Raw genomic sequence first — 16,501 nt, forward strand, 5'->3', positions numbered from 1 at the left:
AAATTGAACGGCAAGTCCTATGTCGGCCGCTTTGTCTGTGGCCAGGTGGTTCCCCGCATCCAGCCGCGCCTGGCTCCCGCATTCGAGGAAAAGGTGGAGGAATTCAAGCGCAAGCTGCTGGATCGCAAGGAAGCCGGCCTGTCGGACGACGACTAGGACCCGCCGCAACGGCGGCGCTGATCTTTACCCGCGCTTCTTCCCTATGGGCGACGATTCCACGCGACGCTGCATGTGGGGGGCTGGGAGCCACCGGGTAATTGCGCTGGCGCTGTGGAGGCCGTTGGTTTAACCCAAGTTTCTCCCTCGTCGGCGCAAGTCGTTGCCTTGCAATGATCGGAATTTTTGAGGCACTACAAAGTCGTTAAGGTGTCACCTCCGTTTTGCGCGGGGTGTAGGCGCGGTTGAAGTCGATTCCAAGAAGGGCGTAGATGCGTTGCTGTTCTTCGTCGGGTTCGCTGGGCTTGCGGATAGAGATTTCGCGCCCATCTTCAAGGGGGAGCCGGGTGGTGGCGACGATATGGGTGCCGAGCAGGCGGCGCAGGGTGCGCCATTCGCGTAGGTCGCCGGCGGTTCCGAGGTGAAAGTTACGGTCGCGGGCAACGTCATTAGAGATCCGTTCACCCAATGGGGGCTCTCCTATGGCGTGACCAATGGATGGATGGATGACCAAGACCTCGATGGCTTGATCAACCTCTATGAATATGGACTGAACGGGAATCCGACCAATGGGTTTGTGGATGCCGATCGGCCAGCGTTCGGGCCAGGTGCCGGTGGGCTTGAATATGTGCATGCCCGGCGCAACGATGACGCCAAGCTGGTCTACCGCCTTAGCCTGTCGCCAAGTCTGGATTATCCTGCGTGGGAAAACCTGGGTTATGCGGCCGTGGGCACCAACGAAACCGGCGGGGTGTATGATTATGTCACGAACCTGATCGACACCACGGACCGTGCAAAGTTCATCAAGCTCGAGATCGAACGAACGCCGTAGTTTTCCAGATCGGTTAATTAGGCCGCAATGCCCCGGCTATGGGGTGCGCAACTACTAAGAAAGGCAACCGAAGATCTAAACGGATTAGAGCATTGGGGAGGGGGTGAACGCCCCCTCCCTTTTTTTTGCTCCAACCTCTTCGCGGCATCCCCGAATGGGATTATTCGCACCGGCGAGCAACGCATCGGGCTGTGCGGGCATAAAAAAAGGACCTGCGTTTAACAGGTCCTTGCGGTGCTTCCTTAAAGAGTGGCGAGAGTGACGGGACTCGAACCCGCAACCTCCAGCGTGACAGGCTGGCGCTCTAACCAATTGAGCTACACCCCCTTGAAAGGAGCGCACATAGTACCCATTTCGGCGGTGCCCGCAAGTGGAAATTGTCGTTTTTTTTCGAGGTTGTTCTAATTCATTTAATCCGAGGGTTTTGGGGCGTGTTTTTTCGGTGGGGTGCACGCTTTTTGCGGCCGTCTTGTATCCCGGTTGCCGCCGTCCGGGCGGGTTTCATGGAAATAAACGGCGGCGTATGACTTTCCTTTTTCGCCCTCTCTCTCTACAGTGCCCGTTCAGTAGAGGCTTCAACTTGATCCGGAATGCTGGTGGCACGATTGTTGCGATAGTGGCGGCGAAAGATCCCTGCCGGGATCGTTGGACGAAAAGGGAAGTTTGAGAACATGGGTTTTCTTGTTAAATACATTGTTGTGTTCCTGACGAGCCTCGTGGCTTCGCTGCTGCTGGTTCCGTTGGTGAAACGCATGGCGCCGGCCCTGGGATTGGTGGACGAGCCGGACGAGCGCCGCATTCATAAAGTGCCGATCCCTCGCTGCGGCGGCATTGCCGTGTTTGTGGCAACGCATCTGGCCTTGCTGGTCATCTTCTTCGGGCCCTGGCGGAATCTTGCCGGAGCCACCCAGTTGAAGGACTGGGGCTTGATTCTCCTCGGATCGTTCCTGCTGCTGCTCGTCGGCCTCTTCGACGACCGCTTCGACATGCGTGCCTGGTTCAAGTTGTTGGGCCAGCTGGGGATCGCCTTGCTGATGTTCTTTGGGGGCTTCACGGTCGAAACCTTTCTGAACGTCGATCTGCCCTATGTCGTCAATCTCGGCATTACCCTCTTTTGGTTTGTCCTTCTAATCAATGCCTTCAACCTGATCGACGGCATGGATGGCGCATGTGCCGGGCTCGGCATGATCGCGAGCGCCGGGCTCGCCGGTATGTTGCTTTCGCTCCATCAGCCGACCGATGCGCTGGTGCTGGTGGCGCTGGTGGGGGCCTGCCTCGGGTTTTTGCGCTACAATTTCAACCCCGCCTCCGTCTTCCTGGGCGATTGCGGCAGCATGTTCATCGGTTTCATGCTGGCGGCCGTTTCGCTCAAGGCCGATGTCAAGGAGTCGATGATCGTCGCCCTGATCGTGCCGTTGCTGGCGGTGGGCGTGCCGGTGTTCGATGTCATGATGGCGGTCTGGCGCCGCATGGCCCGCAAGCTGGTTTCCATGATCAACAAGGACGGGCGCGCCACCAAGGTGTTCGGCCCCGACCTTGACCATATCCACCACAAGCTGATGCGCAGTGGCATGACCCAGCGCAAGGCGGCGATCGCCCTTTATGGCGCCGCCATCTTTTTCTGCGTGGTGGCGATCGGTGCCGCTTTGATGACCTCCAACCGCATGGCGCTGCTGATGATCGGCATGATCGTCGTGCTGCACGTCGTGGTTCGGCAGGTTGCGCAGGTGGAGCTTTGGACGACCACCCAAGTGGTGCTGCAAGGGGTCAAGCGGCCGCGTAACCTCGTTGGCTTGCTCGTGGCCTTTGGCTGGGATATCGGCAGTTTGATGCTGGCAACCTACTTTGTTTTCGGGGTCGTGCTCGGCCGGGCGTTTTCCCTGTTGCATCTGGCCGTGTGCATCATGATTCCGTTCGCGACCATCTACTTCTACAACATATACAAGACGGTCTGGACCCGTTCGCGCGTGTCGCAACTCGTGGCGTTGGCGCTTCAGCTCATGGCCGGGGAAGCATTGGCCGGGGTGGCCCTGCTTTGGGTGGCGGATCTCGCCGCCATGGAGTTGGTGCTCGCGGTGTCGCTACATGCCCTCGTGGCGGGAATCGGGATTGTCGGGGTACGCGCCGGGTTGCGCGCGGTGCGCGACCTGAATGCCTGGCTGCGTTGCTCTGCGGTCGCCGAGGGGGACGCCAATACCCTGATCCTTGGGGCCGGCGAGAACGCCATCCTTTTTCTGCGCCAGTCCTCTTTCGCCGACCAGCAGAAGGCCCCGCGCCGGATCGTCGGCTTGATCGACGACAACCCCGCGCTTTACCACAAGGTCGTCTACGGCTATCCGGTGCTCGGGAATTTCGACGAACTTGAGCGGGTCATCGAAGAGCAGGGGGTCAAGGAGTTGGTCTTTACCCACTATTATTCCGACGAGTTGCGCGACCGCATCCTGGCGCTTCAGCCCAAATACAACCTGCTCGTGCGCGACTTTGTCTTTGCCTTGATCGATCTCGACCGTCGGGGCATCGGACGCGGCGTCGTCAAACCCTATTCCATCAACGACCTCGACACCCAGAACCTCTATGCCCGGGCCAAGAAATTCGACATCTCGGGGCCCGAGGTGAACACGGCCGAAGCCGAGCTCGGGGCCATCGGCGTGCTCGACTGATCGTCCGGCCTACTCGCGGATCTGGCCCTTGCCCTCGATCACGAACTTGTAGGTCGTCAGCTCCTCCAGGCCCATCGGGCCGCGCGCGTGCAACTTGTCGGTGCTCACGCCGATCTCGGCTCCCATGCCGAACTCGGATCCGTCCGTGAAGCGCGTCGAGGCATTGACGTATACCGTGGCCGAATCCACCTCGTTCAGGAAGGCCGTCGCCACCTTGTCGTCCTCGGTAATGATGGCATCGGAGTGGCCGGAGCCATAGGTGTTGATATGCTCGATCGCCGCAACGACATCGTCCACTACGCGGATCGACAGGATCAGGTCGACATATTCGGTGCGCCAATCTTCTTCCGTGGCGGGGATCGCGGAGGGGATCAGCTTGCAGGTGGCTTCGTCGCCGCGAATCTCAACTTTGTGGCGTTCCAGGATCTCGGCCATCTTGGGCAAAAACTCGTCCGCGATGTCTTGGTGGACCAAAAGGGTTTCCATCGCGTTGCAGACGCCGGGGCGCTGGCACTTGGCGTTTTCGCAAATCCGCAAGGCCATCGTCAGGTTGGCGGCGGCATCCACATAGGTGTGGCACACGCCCGCATAGTGCTTGATGACCGGAACGTGCGCCATCTCCATCACCGCCCGGATGAGCCCTTCGCCGCCGCGGGGGATGATCAGGTCCAGATAGTCCGTCATCTGGCACATCACCTTCACCGCCTCGCGGTCGGTGGTGGGGATGAGCTGGATGGTGTTGGCGGGCATGCCCTTGGCTTCGCCGCCCTTTTGCATGGATTGGGCGATGGCCAGGTTCGAACGGAGCGCTTCCTTCCCGCCGCGCAGGATTACCGCATTCGAGGTCTTGAAGCACAGCGCCGCCGCATCGCAGGTGACGTTCGGGCGCGATTCGAAGATAATGCCGATCACGCCGATCGGCACCCGGCGCTTGTGGATTTCCAGCCCGTTCGGGCGGTTCCATGTGCTGATTTCCTCGCCCACCGGGTCGCTCAGTACGGCCACATCGCGCAGGCCCTTGATCATGCTGTCGATCCGCGCGTCCGTCAGCTCCAGCCGGTCGAGCATGGCGGCGGTCAGTCCGGCGGCTTTGCCCGCTTCCAGATCCTGGTCGTTTTCCGCCTGGATAAAGGCGCGCTGCGCATCCAGCTCTTCCGCCATCGCTTCGAGGATCGCGTTCTTCCTGCGGCTGGAGAGTTTCGCCAGTTCCCGGCTCGCCGCCTTGGCGTCCGCACCGATTTTCAGAACCTGTTCTTTAATATCCATTGTCGTGCCCTTCTTAAAGTATCACCATGTTGTCGTGGTGGATCACCACTCCGGACTTGCCGGAGGTCTTTTGGCCCATGAGGCCGGAAATTTCTTCGCTCGAATAGGCCGTCAGACCGCGGGCGAGGTGCTTGCCTCCAACGGATCGAACGTCGACCATCGCGCCGATCTTGAAGGAACCCTCCACGGCCCGGATGCCGACGGGCAGCAGGCTCTTGCCTTTGGCCATTGCATCCGCCGCGCCGTCATCGACCACCAAATGGCCCTCGGCCCGGTTGAAGAAGGCGATCCATCGTTTGCGCTTCGAAATGTTGCTTTCCTTCGGGAAGAGCAGGGTGCCCTCGTTCTTGCCCTCGAAAATGCGCGTGAGCACCCCGGTTTTCCGCCCGTTGGCAATCACCACCGGCACCCCGTTGCGCGCCGCGATCTGGGCCGATTTCAGTTTCGAGGCCATTCCGCCCGTCGAAAGTTTGTCCTGCTTGTCGGCCACCAGCCCCAGCACATCGTCGTCCACTTCCTCGATATACGAAACCCGCGCGTTGTTGCTGTCGCGTAGGCCGTCGGTGGTGCTCAGCAACACGAGGGCATCCGCGTCGACCAGGATTGCCACCAGGGCCGCCAGCACATCGTTGTCGCCGAACTTGATCTCCTCCGTCGATATGGCATCGTTTTCGTTGATGATCGGGACGATGCGGTTGGCGATCAGGTTGAGGAGCGTGTTGCGGGCGTTCAGGTGTCGTTCCCGGTGCTTCAGTGCATCGTACGTCAGCAGAACCTGGCCAACGCGGCATGCGCGCTGGCTGAAAAGCTCGTCATAGATGCTCATCAGGCGGATCTGCCCCACGGCGGCGGCCATCTGCAGGTCCGGCATCGCCTTCGGCCGTGTTTTCATGCCCAGCGCATCCAGCCCGGCCCCGACTGCGCCCGACGAAACGAACGCCACTTCGCAACCGCCGTTCTGCAGCTTCGCCAAATCGTCGACCAGCAGGCCGAGCCGTCGTTTGTCGGGCCGACCCGTGCGTTGCACCAGCACCTTGCTGCCCGCCTTCACAACGATTCGTTTCGCGTTCTTGAGCGATTCCCTATGTATTTTTTGCGTCATAAAATTGAACCAATTCGCTAAAACAGCCCAACGTGCTACCACATCGTTCCCCCTTTGTCGAGTAGGCGGGTTTCATCGGCCTTGCCCGTTCTTTCGTGGCGCCGTTTTTGCTCGGCAACAGAGTCGCTTCGCGCTTCGAAACCCGCCTTCTTCAACCCCCTGATTTCGGGGTGCCGTGATGCGTGCGTCCACGCATGCAATCCGCCGCCACCCGGCGAGACGCTTCGGTGTCATTTGATTTGAGGCAATTCGATTGCGTAAGTTTCGGCCAAAAGGGCTTGCCCGGCAACGGCGAAGACTCTAAATTCCCGCTCCTTTGTAGACCGCTACGATTCAGGAGGAATGGCTGAGTGGTTGAAAGCGCACGATTCGAAATCGTGTGGCCCGCAAGGGCTCGGGGGTTCGAATCCCTCTTCCTCCGCCACTTTCAAGGCCCCGTTGCTTCTGGGCGGCTCCGGCACCATCGTTGATGGAGCGCCCAAATTGCCTGGCAAGACCATGCCGGAAATGTACCGCCGACTCGCGCGGAAGCCTCGAATTGCCGTAACCTCTGCATTCCCCTTACTATTGACGGGCACCGGCAACGAACCGAACGCGACCGATGTACCCATATGGAACGGGTATTTTGTTTACACATTGCGTTTGCCGGCACAGGATTACTCTTCGAATAGGTATGCATGCAGGGAGGCATTCATGAAAAAGATTGCAACTAGCGTTGTTGTCGCGTTGTGCATAGGTGTGCTGACGGCACACGGGCAAGAAGGGCTTATCCTTGAGAATGGAGCCGAAGTGACGATCGAGGGTACGACGCTCGAGGCTTCTTACGTCGTGGTCTGTTCCGGCAGCGCTTTTGATTATGGCAATCGCTTGTTGATTCGCAATGGGGGTACTGTGCGGTGTCTTGGCTCGATGTATGTCAACGGTACGGTCAGCACGGGAGTAAACTATGACTGGCTCTACAGTTATGCGTCCATCTCCGGAGCCGAATCCACATTGGATATCGGAGGCGACTTGCGGCTGTATTCTTCCGATTTGCCGGGGCGGACGCCCGGAACCTGGGATCCTTGGGGGGTGCCGTGCCATATGGAGATCTCGGATGGCGCGACAGTCTCCGTAGGCGGAACGGTCTCCATTCAAAACGCAAGCACCTTGAACTTGGGCTCGGGAGGAACGCTTTCCGTCGGCTCGGACTTCAATGCTTCCATGGCCGGGTTTAGCTATGGCTCGGGAAGTACCTTGTCGGTCGCCGGGCAACTCAGTGGCTTGTCCACGTTGGCGTCGGGCCGCAGATTCGAAGCCGTGGATGTCCTTGGCGATCTTACGGTGCATGGAACCTTTGCGCCCGGCAACAGCCCTGGCGATAGCGTCGTGAATGGCTCGTTGACGCTGGCCGCAGATGGAACCCTTGAAATGGAGATGGAGGGATATGAGCCGGGAACGGAGCACGACCGTTTGAGCGTGACGGGGCCGGCGACATTGGAGGGCGAACTCGATCTTGTTTTTCTCGATGAATTCACGGTCGCATATGGCGATCGCTTCGATTTGTTCGACTGGGACGGCGGAGTCAGCGGGGAATTTTCCAGCATCGCAAGCGCCCCATTATCCGAAGGGTTGTCCTGGGATGCTTCCGAACTTTACACGACGGGCTCGCTCTCCGTGGTTCCGGAACCGGGGGTGGTCGGGATGCTGGCCTTCTTTGGGGGCGGTCTCTTTTTCGCGCGGCGTATCTTTGCCTTCGGCTGATGAATTCCGGGCGCGGTTGTCCCCTTGCAGGGTCCCGGCCGGTTCGGGATTGCGCCGGGCGGGTTAGTGGATAAGAATACGCGCCCATGGAAACCATCGGACATATCGACGACTTGCCCGGCCTCACCGACACCGCCATCCACCTTTGGGGCGTGCATGTTTCCGGCGTGCAGGATCGGCTGGAGGCCTGGCATTCGTTGCTCTGCGAAAAGGAGCGGGCGAAAGCGGCGCGGTTCCATCGGGCGTCCGACCGTTGCTCGTCGATCGCGGCGCGCGGTGCCCTCCGGATCCTTCTCTCCGCCTATACCGGGATGCGGGCCGCGGAGATCGTCTTCGAATATTCGGAAAACGGGAAGCCGCATGTGGCCGAGTCCGCTGTGCGCTTCAATGTTTCCCACTCCGGCGACTGGGTGTTGCTGGCATTTGGGCTAAACCGCGATATCGGCGTCGATATCGAGCGCATCCGCCCCGAGATGGACGTGATGTCGATCGCTTCGCGTTATTTCACCCCCGGCGAATCCGGGTGGATCGAAAGCGCCGAGAATCGGCCGGCGGCCTTCTTCCACTTTTGGTCGCGGAAGGAGGCCTATGTGAAGGCGACCGGATCGGGCCTGTTCCGGGAGCTCTCCAGTTTTGCCGTCCCGTTCGACGACGTCGAAAAAGACGGATGGTTTTTCCAGCGCCTCGAGGCGGGGCCGGAATATGCCGCCGCCGTCGTGACGAACCGGCCGGTTGAAAGCCTGCGCTGCTTCGATTTCGGCGCCTCGCCGTGCTGGTTGGGCGTTTAGGTCAGCGTTTGCTCGCGAACTTGTCTTTCACGCGGTCCCAGAACGTTTCTTCGCAGAAGTCCTTGAATTCGCCGGCATCGAAGAAGGTGCCGTGGCACTGGGCGCAGGCTTCGAGCTGGATGTGGGGCTGCTCGATGTCGTGGACCGGCAGCATCGGAATGTGGCACTTCGGGCACTTGACTTCCCAGTTCCGGTTCATCTTCTTGCCGACCTTGGGATCGCCCGTATCGATTTGGGCGGCGTCCTTGGCTTCCAGCAGCTCCTCGGCCTCAAGGGCGTCGAACCACAGGCCGCCGCATTCGGGACATTGGTCGTATTCGACGTCCTTGTAGGCGTTGGGTTTCATCGTTGTTTGGCATTTCGGGCATTCCATGGCACTTCCCCTGTTTGATTGTTAATGGTTGCTGGTCGACAGCGTATCAATCTCTTTTTATACTGTCCACTTTCATAATGTGTTGGTATGCCTTTCGTCTATTACACAACTTCGGTGGAGTTGTAATGGCGTGCGAAGATGGGGCGCGATACGGTGGCGGCATTCAAGGGGACGTAGATGAAATCGAACGAAGTACTCAGAAAATCGCTCGGCAACCTCGGGGTCAAATCCGTGGCGGCCGACCTCGGGTTGTCGACCTCGCTGATCTACAAGTGGTGCCAGCCCTCCGACACGGAGGATGCCAGCGGCGCGGAGAATCCGCTCGATCGCATCGCGAAGGTGTACCGGCTCACCGGGGACAAGGGGCCCATCGAGTGGCTCTGCCGCGAGGCCGATGGCTATTTCGTCGAGAACGTCCAGCCCGGAGACAGCGATGCCATTCCGCTGCTGCACATGACCCGCCGCATCGTGCGCGAATTTTCCGATCTGCTCGACGTGCTGACCGAAAGTATTGAAAACGACGGGGTGATCGACCTCCCGGAGGCGGGAAAAATCCGCAACGAATGGGAAAAGCTGAAATCCTCCGCCGAAAGTTTTGTCAACGCCTGCGAACAAGGTCTCTACGATGCAGCGGAAGGGGACGACCATGAATGAGTGGTGGAGCGACTTGCCGGGCATATCCCGCATCTTTTTCGGAATGGCCGTATTCTTCAGCGTGTTTTTCATCTGGCAGATCATTGCCGCCTTCCTCGGAATGGGGGGCGATGACGCCGATGTCGGGGGCTTCGACGCCGACGGCGACGGCGGCGATTTCGGCGCGCCGGACGATGTCGATCATCACGACGTCATTGAATCGTCGCAGGCGTTCCGGATCGTCAGTCTGCGCTCGATCATCACCTTTTTCACGCTGTTTTCCTGGATGGGCGCACTGTATACGGCCAAGGGCATGGCCGTCGGGGTGGCGCTGAGTCTGGCCGCGCTCTGGGGGCTCGTCGGCATGTTTGTCGTGGCCTTCATTTTCTACGGCATGAACAAGCTTACCGAAACGGGCACCAAGGATGTGGCCACCTGTAAAGGAAGCGTCGGAACGGTTTATCTCGATATTCCGGCCGATGGGTTCGGCGAGGTGAAGACGGTCGTCAGCAACGCCGTCGAGCACGTGAGAGCCAAAAGCATTACGGGCGAGCCGCTGCCTGCGGGCACCGAAGTCCGCATCGAACAAGTGATTGGCCAGACGCTGGTTGGGGTTGTGAAATTAACGAATAAAGGAGAGTAAAAAATGGAATTCCTGATAGGACTCATCATGGTCGCGGTTGCAGGCATTGCGGCGTTTCTGGCGCTGGTCGGCCGCTTCCGCCGCTGCCCGTCGAACAAGATCCTCGTCATTTACGGGAAAACGTCGAGCGGCGCGGCCAAGTGTATCCACGGGGGCGCGGCCTTTGTCTGGCCGTTGTTCCAGGACTACGCCTACCTCGACCTCGAACCGTTCGTGGTTCCGATCGACCTGAAAAACGCGCTGTCGCAGGAAAACATCCGCGTCACCGTTCCGACGACCGTCACGGCGGCGATCTCCAACACGCCGGGGGTCATGCAGAATGCGGCCGTCCGCCTGCTCGGGCTCACCCGCAAGGAGATCGAAGACCAGGCGCAGGATATCATCCTCGGCCAGATGCGCGCCGTGATCGCCACCATGCTGATCGAAGAAATCAACCGCGACCGCCAGGCCTTCCTGGGCAAGGTGAATGAAGCCGTTTCGGGCGAGCTCGAAAAAATCGGCCTCTACCTGATCAACGTCAACATTCGCGACATCGAAGACGAATCCGGCTACATCGAAGCGCTCGGCCGCCGCGCCGCCGCCGAAGCGATCAACCAGGCGTTGGTCGATGTCGCCGAGCAGGAAAAGCTCGGCCAGACCGGGGTGGCCCTCCGCGAGCGCGACAAGCGTGTCGCCGTCGCCGCCGCCACCGCCGAAGCGGAAATCGGGGAGGCCTCGGCCGATCGCGACCGCCGTTCGCAATCCGCCGCGCTCGACGCCGAAGCCGCCCAGGGCGAAACCGAGGCCCGCGCCAAGAAGGCCGCCTACGAAGCCAACCAGTCCGTGGCTGAAGAAGAGGCCCGCAACCGCCGCGAGTCGGCCGCCAAGGATGCCGACGGCGCCATTCGCGTTGCGCAGGAAATCGCCGAGAAAAACGCGGAAGAAGCCCGCGCCGAACGCGAGACCGCCCGCCTGAAAGCAACCATCATCGTTGCCGCGACCGCCGACAAGGAGCAGACGATTATTGCCGCCGAAGCCGCCAAGGCCAAGACGATCATCGCCGCCCAAGCCGCCAAGGAGCAGCAGATCATTGCCGCCGAAGGTGAAAAACAGCGTCTCATCATCTCCGCCGAAGGGAAGAAGGAAAGCACCATCCGCATCGCCGAAGGCGAGGCCGAAGGCACGCTCGCCAAGATGACCGCCGAAGGCCAAGGGGTGAAAGCCATCCTCGACGGCAAGGCGCAAGGGTACGAAGCGCTCGTCAATGCCTGCGATTCGGTCAACGACGTGGCTTCGCTGCTGCTCATCGAAAAGCTCGAAGAGATTGCGGGCGTACAGGCCAAGGCCATTGCCGATCTGCCGATCGAAAAGGTCATCGTCTGGGACGGCGGCGGAAAGGACGGCGGAGGGCTCTCCGGTCTCGGTGGCCGTCTGATGGGCGCGTTGCCCCCGATGCACGACCTCGCCAAGCAGGTCGGCCTCGACCTGCCCGAATTCCTCGGCAAGCTCCAGGGCGATAAGCCTGCGAAGGCTCCGGCGGATGCGCCTGCCGCGGAATAAACCGCACCCGGAAGGAAACAGGACGGATAGGGTTAATATACCTTATTCGTCCTTTTCTTTTTCAACTTCGTTGTTCTAGCCTTTGGTTCATGAAAGCGACATTGAACACGATCAGTCGGCGCGAGTTCGCTCTCGCGGTTTCCACGTTGGCCGGCGGCGCCGCGTTTGCGGAGACGCCCTCCTCGGATAAACTGGGATATGTCCTGCCGCGCCGCCGTCTCGGGAAAACCGGGATGATGGTAACGCGCTTCTGCCCCGGCGGAATGCATATCGAGTGGATGCCAAACGAGGCGGATTCGCAGAAAGCCATCGAGCTAAGCATCGAAAAAGGCGTCCGCTTTTTCGACACGGCCTACGCGTATGGCCGCGGCCGCAGCGAGGAGCTCTACGGAAAATTCCTTTCGCCCAAATACCGCGAGCATGTGCAGATCATGTCGAAGACGGTCGGCAAGGACGCCAAGTCCGCCCGCCAACAGCTCGAGGGCGGTCTGCGGCGGATGAAGACCGACTACATCGACCTTTACCTGATGCACGCGGTCGACTCCGTCGAAGACGGGAAGGCGCGCATCCAGGCCGGGGTGCTGGAGGAGCTGCGCAAGGCCAAGGACGAGGGCAAGATCCGGCATATCGGTTTTTCCGGCCACCGAACGCCCGAGGCCCACAACTGGTTGCTGGAGGAGGGTTTTCCCGATGCCGAGGCGGTGCTGATGCCCATCAATGTGGCGGACCCCTCGTACGAGAGTTTCATTCTCAACACCCTCCCGCGGTTGATGAAGAAGGACGTCGGGGTGCTGGCCATGAAGACGCTCGGCAACGCCGGGCTTCTGGGCGGAACCCGCGGCGGCGTAAAAGGCGATCCCGTCGGAACCGGGCGCGCGGTTGTGCCGCAGCTGGTCAGCGTTCGGGATGCGCACCGCTTCGCATTGTCGCTCCCCGTCGCCGCGATCGTCGCCGGCTCGAACGACCTCAAGCAGCTCGGCGAAAACCTGGATACCGCGAAAAACTTCCTGCCGTTGACCCCGTCGGAGCGCGACGCGATGATTGCGGCTTGCGCCGAGCAGGGCAAAACGGGCGAGATGGAATTCTACAAGTGGCAGGGGATGCGGCCCAAGCGAACGTAGTACGCTGGAAACCTTAAACTTTCGGATGATTTTCAACCACCCGCTTCGCTAGAGGCCACAGAGGGGATATGTATATATGAGCCTCTGTGTCTCAGTGCCCTCTGTGGTGAAAATACGAAGTTCTAGGTGATCCGCTGCACTGGTGCTCCGTATTTCTTAATCAATCGCACTGAGCAAACGTTCGCGTGAGCAAGGATTCAATTTAACACCCGCTTCGCTAAAGGTCGCAAAGACCCCAAAGATCCATTCCGCAGGCTTTCGGGGCTTTTGTGATCTCTGCGTTCTTTTGTGGCCAACGATTGCCCGCGTGGAATCCGCAATGGTTGGTCGCCGGAGCAATGGGAACGAGTGCGTGGTGGCTGGTGCTGGACTTATTGCCACGAGAGCACGCAAAGACCCCAAAGATCCGTTCCGCAGGCTTTCGGGGCTTTTGTGATCCCTGCGTTCTTTTGTGGTCAACGATTGCCCGCATGGAATCCGCAGTGTAGCGACATCCGGAGGCGGTTTTGTTCGGGCACAAAAAAACCAGAGGTTGGAAAACGGTTTTTCCAACCTTTGGAAATGATTTTGAATAAATGCAGGGCGGTGGTTAGCCGATTGCGGTGACGTTGGTAGCCTGCGGGCCTTTCTGGCCGTTCTCTACCTGAAACGATACGCTTTGGCCTTCCAGCAACGTGCGGCGGCCTTCGGCATTGATGGCTGTGAAGTGAACGAACACATCGTCGCCGGTTTCGCGGGCAATGAATCCATAGCCCTTTTCATCGTTGAACCATTTAACTGTACCGGTCTCGAGTTGGTCTGACATACTAGCTGTACTCCTAAACGGGCCGTTGCCGGCCTTTTCTTTCTTCTGTGACCAATCCCCCTTGAAGAACCGGTCGTTCATTACTCATCCCCGAAGGGCGGATTGCGATCAATCCGGGAAGTAGGCTAATCAGGGCCCATCGGAATTGCGAGAACTGTTTTTGCATAAATTCAAGGCTTTCTGCCCCTTTGCCCTGCGCCGACTTCATTCATCCTAGAAAAGTAAATGAACCACAGATCGCCCTTGCGAGCGAATAGCGATCAGTTGCCGATAAACACATCCATATCAAATTGAGTATCCGTGTCCATCCGAGTTCATCCGTGGTTCCCGGAGTTAGGTTCATGGAATCGGCCCTCTTTTCGGTAAATAGGAATCGAGATGCGGAATTGAATTGATGTTGGGCCGCAGGGGTGGCATAAAACGTCTGATTAAAGACGTGATTAAAGCGCACATGTTTAATAGGCTTTTGCGCAACGAAGGAGGCACGCGCCATGGCAGTCGATAAAATCAAGGTGGAATTGCCCACGCCCGACTACTACGAAGCCGAGGTAAAGTGCCGAAATTCGTGTCCGGTCCATACGGATGCCCGCGGCTACCTGATGGCAACGGTGGCCGGAAAATACGAGGAAGCCTACGCCATTTCCCGCGCCACCAATCCCTTTGCCTCCATTTGCGGAAAAGTTTGCGGCGCCCCGTGCGAGAAGGGCTGCCGCCGTTCCGACGTCGACGAAGCGGTCGTGATCCGCAACATCAAGGGCTTTCTGACCGATAAGCACGGGCCCGAGACCGGCGATTTGCGAACGCCGTTGAGCTATTCCATCGCGCCCGGTTGCGTCGATCCCGAATTGAACGGGAAGTCGGTCGGGATCATTGGCGGCGGTTGCGCGGGCTACACCTGCGCGCACGACCTGGCGCGGCTGGGTTATCGGGTCACTCTCTACGAGCGCTGGGAAAAATCGGGCGGCCAGCTGGTTCAGGGCGTACCGATCAACCGTCTTTCCCGCAAGGTGGTCGCCGACGAGCTGGCTTCCATTGAACTGTTCGGCAACATCGAGGTAAAGCACGGGGTCGACGTTGGCAAGGATATCTCCTTTGCCGAGCTGGAAGCCCGGCACGATGCGGTCTACATCGCCGTGGGGTTGGCGAAAGGAAAACGTATTCCGCTTCCGAACGCCGACCACGAAAACGTGCACATCGGCCTCGAGTTCCTTTTCGATTTCAACATGCGCGACAAGTGGGATCTGACCTCCAGCCGCTCGATCGTCATCGGCGGCGGCGACGTGGCGTTCGATGTCGCCCGTTCCGCTCTGCGCTGCGGGTCGCCCGAGGTGCAGCTGGCCTGTCTGGAGCGCGAGCATCTCGGCGAAATGACCGGGTCGGTCGACGAGCGCGAAGGCGGCCGCCGCGAGGGCGTCGTGATCAACGATGGCTGGGGCCCGCGCGAGATCGTCGTCGAAGACGGCAAGATCAAGGGACTGACGGTCAGCAAGGTGGTCCGCGTGTTTGATGAGGCGGGCGCGTTTTCCCCGCAGATGGAGGAAGAGACCCGCCTGATCGAGGGCGACGCCGTCTTCTTTGCCGTGGGGCAGGGTTCCGATCTCGCGTTTTTGGAAGGTTCCGGCGTCGAGCTCACGCCGCAGGGCTGGGTCAAGGTTGCGAACGAAGAGACGCAGCAGACCAGCAAGCCGAATGTATTTGTCGGCGGCGACATTGCCCATGGCCCGAAACTGTTCATCGATGCGGTGGCCTCCGGCAGCCGGGCGGCGCAGGGCATCCACTCCTACCTCTTCGGCGAGGCGCCGCGGTCGCTCAAGCGCAAGCTGACCTTCACCGACCTGCCGGAATATGGAAGAAACTCGATTTATGTGGACGACGGGCGCGATGAGCGCGAAGAGCTTCCGGTCAAACCCGCCGAGCAACCGGAATTCAATACGACGGTCGAGTATCTCGATGACGCGGCGAAAAAGCAGTCGGCCCGCTGCCTCGAATGCCATATCCATCCCACTTTCGAGGGCGACATCTGCATCCTGTGCGGCGGTTGCGTCGACGTTTGTCCGTCCTATTGCCTTTCGATGAAGACGATCGACCGCGTGGATGGCGGCGCCGAATTGAAGGTGCTGGCCGAAATGGAGTTCGGATCGATGGAAGTGGCCGAGGCCGAGGGATCGGTGATGCTGTTCGATCCGCTCAAGTGCATCCGCTGCGGGATGTGCGCGCAGAAGTGCCCGACCGGCGCCTGCAAGATGTCGGTCAACGAGTTCGAGGACTGTTTCGCATGATCGCGCTGACGATCATCCTGTTGATTTCAACCACGCTGTTGGGCGGCATCTTTTTCGTGCTGTTTCGATGGGCGGTCAGGGATGGCCAGTTCGACGATCCCGAAGAGGCGAAGTATGTGATTTTCCGCGAGGATGAAGCAGGAACAAAAAACAAACCGCAAAAGCACTGAGGACGCGAAGCAGTGCAAGGCATCGCGATTTCAGCGTCTTCGTGGGTTCGGTTCGGAGGACAGGGACGTGGCTAAAAAGGAAAAAAAGGACGGCAAGAGTCGGCGCGAGATGATTGCGCTGGGATCGGCCTTCGGCTTGATGGGAATCGCTGGACTCGGCACCGCCGGGGCATTGTTCAAATACATGATGCCCGTGGTTTCGTACGGCACGCCGCAAAAGTTCTTGGTTCCGCTCACGGATCTGCCGGATGTGGGCGACGAACTGGTGTTCGTCGACATGAAGGTGGTGCTTCGGCGGCAAACCGAAAAGGACGTTGCCGCCATCTCGCTCGTCTGCACGCACCTGGGTTGCACGGTCAACCGCGTCGAAACCGGCTTCCTCTGCCCGTGC

Annotated in this window: 16 protein-coding genes and 2 tRNA genes; 12 read left to right on the top strand and 6 right to left on the bottom strand. The window is 59.6% G+C overall.

The annotated features are described in order from the left end of the window. Window positions 1-361 precede the first annotated feature (361 nt). Window positions 362-625, bottom strand: a complete 264-nt coding sequence (locus tag ABYO54_RS04375; RefSeq protein ID WP_372807026.1) for a hypothetical protein — start codon at window positions 623-625, stop codon at window positions 362-364. A 33-nt stretch (window positions 626-658) separates the two neighbouring features. On the opposite strand from ABYO54_RS04375, the gene ABYO54_RS04380 reads away from it, so the two are divergent. Continuing rightward, a complete protein-coding gene (locus ABYO54_RS04380) occupies window positions 659-988 on the top strand; it encodes a hypothetical protein (protein WP_372807027.1) in 330 nt (109 codons plus the stop codon). A 250-nt stretch (window positions 989-1,238) separates the two neighbouring features. Here ABYO54_RS04380 and ABYO54_RS04385 read toward each other — a convergent pair. Next, window positions 1,239-1,315 (bottom strand) — tRNA-Asp (locus ABYO54_RS04385). Between the two features lie 344 nt (window positions 1,316-1,659). On the opposite strand from ABYO54_RS04385, the gene ABYO54_RS04390 reads away from it, so the two are divergent. Beyond that, window positions 1,660-3,648, top strand: coding sequence for a hypothetical protein (locus ABYO54_RS04390; protein ID WP_372807028.1), 1,989 nt, complete (start codon window positions 1,660-1,662; stop codon window positions 3,646-3,648). A gap of 9 nt (window positions 3,649-3,657) precedes the next feature. On the opposite strand, the gene ABYO54_RS04395 is transcribed toward ABYO54_RS04390, so the two are convergent. Then, window positions 3,658-4,914 (bottom strand): glutamate-5-semialdehyde dehydrogenase, encoded by a 1,257-nt coding sequence (locus tag ABYO54_RS04395; RefSeq protein ID WP_372807029.1) that lies wholly within the window; start codon window positions 4,912-4,914, stop codon window positions 3,658-3,660. 13 nt (window positions 4,915-4,927) lie between these two features. Further along, window positions 4,928-6,016: a glutamate 5-kinase gene (gene proB / locus ABYO54_RS04400; protein ID WP_372807030.1), complete on the bottom strand. Its 1,089-nt coding sequence runs from the start codon at window positions 6,014-6,016 to the stop codon at window positions 4,928-4,930. 336 nt (window positions 6,017-6,352) lie between these two features. Here proB and ABYO54_RS04405 point away from each other — a divergent pair. From ABYO54_RS04405 to ABYO54_RS04415, 3 genes are all read left to right on the top strand, one after another. Beyond that, window positions 6,353-6,440: transfer RNA gene (locus ABYO54_RS04405), tRNA-Ser, on the top strand. A gap of 269 nt (window positions 6,441-6,709) precedes the next feature. After that, window positions 6,710-7,759 carry a hypothetical protein gene (locus ABYO54_RS04410; RefSeq protein ID WP_372807031.1) on the top strand — a complete coding sequence of 350 codons (1,050 nt, stop codon included), beginning with the start codon at window positions 6,710-6,712 and terminating at the stop codon, window positions 7,757-7,759. An 86-nt stretch (window positions 7,760-7,845) separates the two neighbouring features. Continuing rightward, window positions 7,846-8,547, top strand: coding sequence for a 4'-phosphopantetheinyl transferase superfamily protein (locus tag ABYO54_RS04415; protein WP_372807032.1), 702 nt, complete (start codon window positions 7,846-7,848; stop codon window positions 8,545-8,547). Between the two features lies 1 nt (window position 8,548). Here ABYO54_RS04415 and ABYO54_RS04420 read toward each other — a convergent pair whose 3' ends face one another. After that, the gene (locus tag ABYO54_RS04420) at window positions 8,549-8,920 is read right to left on the bottom strand and encodes a zf-TFIIB domain-containing protein (protein ID WP_372807033.1); all 372 of its coding nucleotides are present in this window, start codon (window positions 8,918-8,920) and stop codon (window positions 8,549-8,551) included. 177 nt (window positions 8,921-9,097) lie between these two features. Between ABYO54_RS04420 and ABYO54_RS04425 the strand changes: the two genes are divergently transcribed. The 4 genes from ABYO54_RS04425 (at window position 9,098) to ABYO54_RS04440 (ending at window position 12,856) form a co-directional block, all read left to right on the top strand. Beyond that, on the top strand, window positions 9,098-9,574 hold the full coding sequence (locus tag ABYO54_RS04425; RefSeq protein WP_372807034.1) for a phage regulatory CII family protein: 477 nt from the start codon (window positions 9,098-9,100) through the stop codon (window positions 9,572-9,574). Beyond that, window positions 9,567-10,196 carry a hypothetical protein gene (locus ABYO54_RS04430; RefSeq protein WP_372807035.1) on the top strand — a complete coding sequence of 210 codons (630 nt, stop codon included), beginning with the start codon at window positions 9,567-9,569 and terminating at the stop codon, window positions 10,194-10,196. Before ABYO54_RS04425 ends, ABYO54_RS04430 begins: the two co-directional genes overlap by 8 nt. Before the next feature lie 3 nt (window positions 10,197-10,199). Continuing rightward, the gene (locus tag ABYO54_RS04435; RefSeq protein ID WP_372807036.1) at window positions 10,200-11,735 is read left to right on the top strand and encodes a flotillin family protein; all 1,536 of its coding nucleotides are present in this window, start codon (window positions 10,200-10,202) and stop codon (window positions 11,733-11,735) included. A gap of 89 nt (window positions 11,736-11,824) precedes the next feature. Next, a complete protein-coding gene (locus ABYO54_RS04440; RefSeq protein ID WP_372807037.1) occupies window positions 11,825-12,856 on the top strand; it encodes an aldo/keto reductase in 1,032 nt (343 codons plus the stop codon). 589 nt (window positions 12,857-13,445) lie between these two features. Here ABYO54_RS04440 and ABYO54_RS04445 read toward each other — a convergent pair. Continuing rightward, window positions 13,446-13,661, bottom strand: coding sequence for a cold-shock protein (locus tag ABYO54_RS04445; RefSeq protein ID WP_372807041.1), 216 nt, complete (start codon window positions 13,659-13,661; stop codon window positions 13,446-13,448). A 491-nt stretch (window positions 13,662-14,152) separates the two neighbouring features. Here ABYO54_RS04445 and ABYO54_RS04450 point away from each other — a divergent pair, with 491 nt between their 5' ends. The 3 genes from ABYO54_RS04450 to ABYO54_RS04460 form a co-directional block, all read left to right on the top strand. Further along, window positions 14,153-15,940: an FAD-dependent oxidoreductase gene (locus ABYO54_RS04450; RefSeq protein WP_372807038.1), complete on the top strand. Its 1,788-nt coding sequence runs from the start codon at window positions 14,153-14,155 to the stop codon at window positions 15,938-15,940. Continuing rightward, window positions 15,937-16,110, top strand: a complete 174-nt coding sequence (gene ccoS / locus ABYO54_RS04455) for a cbb3-type cytochrome oxidase assembly protein CcoS (protein ID WP_372807039.1) — start codon at window positions 15,937-15,939, stop codon at window positions 16,108-16,110. The genes ABYO54_RS04450 and ccoS overlap by 4 nt, the downstream gene beginning before the upstream one ends. Before the next feature lie 67 nt (window positions 16,111-16,177). Beyond that, window positions 16,178-16,501, top strand: a 324-nt coding sequence (locus tag ABYO54_RS04460) for a ubiquinol-cytochrome c reductase iron-sulfur subunit (protein ID WP_372807040.1), incomplete at its 3' end; no start/stop codon positions are given.

Source organism: Pontiella sp., from assembly GCF_041622395.1.
Lineage (GTDB): Bacteria > Verrucomicrobiota > Kiritimatiellia > Kiritimatiellales > Pontiellaceae > Pontiella.

Excerpts from the sequence above, each read along its gene's own strand:
- ABYO54_RS04445 (WP_372807041.1), bottom strand. The coding sequence starts at position 13,661 with ATGTCAGACCAACTCGAGACCGGTACAGTTAAATGGTTCAACGATGAA.
- ccoS (WP_372807039.1), top strand. The coding sequence starts at position 15,937 with ATGATCGCGCTGACGATCATCCTGTTGATTTCAACCACGCTGTTGGGC.
- ABYO54_RS04395 (WP_372807029.1), bottom strand. The coding sequence starts at position 4,914 with ATGGATATTAAAGAACAGGTTCTGAAAATCGGTGCGGACGCCAAGGCG.
- ABYO54_RS04415 (WP_372807032.1), top strand. The coding sequence starts at position 7,846 with ATGGAAACCATCGGACATATCGACGACTTGCCCGGCCTCACCGACACC.
- ABYO54_RS04410 (WP_372807031.1), top strand. The coding sequence starts at position 6,710 with ATGAAAAAGATTGCAACTAGCGTTGTTGTCGCGTTGTGCATAGGTGTG.
- ABYO54_RS04420 (WP_372807033.1), bottom strand. The coding sequence starts at position 8,920 with ATGGAATGCCCGAAATGCCAAACAACGATGAAACCCAACGCCTACAAG.
- ABYO54_RS04440 (WP_372807037.1), top strand. The coding sequence starts at position 11,825 with ATGAAAGCGACATTGAACACGATCAGTCGGCGCGAGTTCGCTCTCGCG.
- ABYO54_RS04390 (WP_372807028.1), top strand. The coding sequence starts at position 1,660 with ATGGGTTTTCTTGTTAAATACATTGTTGTGTTCCTGACGAGCCTCGTG.
- proB (WP_372807030.1), bottom strand. The coding sequence starts at position 6,016 with ATGACGCAAAAAATACATAGGGAATCGCTCAAGAACGCGAAACGAATC.
- ABYO54_RS04430 (WP_372807035.1), top strand. The coding sequence starts at position 9,567 with ATGAATGAGTGGTGGAGCGACTTGCCGGGCATATCCCGCATCTTTTTC.
- ABYO54_RS04425 (WP_372807034.1), top strand. The coding sequence starts at position 9,098 with ATGAAATCGAACGAAGTACTCAGAAAATCGCTCGGCAACCTCGGGGTC.
- ABYO54_RS04435 (WP_372807036.1), top strand. The coding sequence starts at position 10,200 with ATGGAATTCCTGATAGGACTCATCATGGTCGCGGTTGCAGGCATTGCG.
- ABYO54_RS04450 (WP_372807038.1), top strand. The coding sequence starts at position 14,153 with ATGGCAGTCGATAAAATCAAGGTGGAATTGCCCACGCCCGACTACTAC.
- ABYO54_RS04380 (WP_372807027.1), top strand. The coding sequence starts at position 659 with ATGGATGACCAAGACCTCGATGGCTTGATCAACCTCTATGAATATGGA.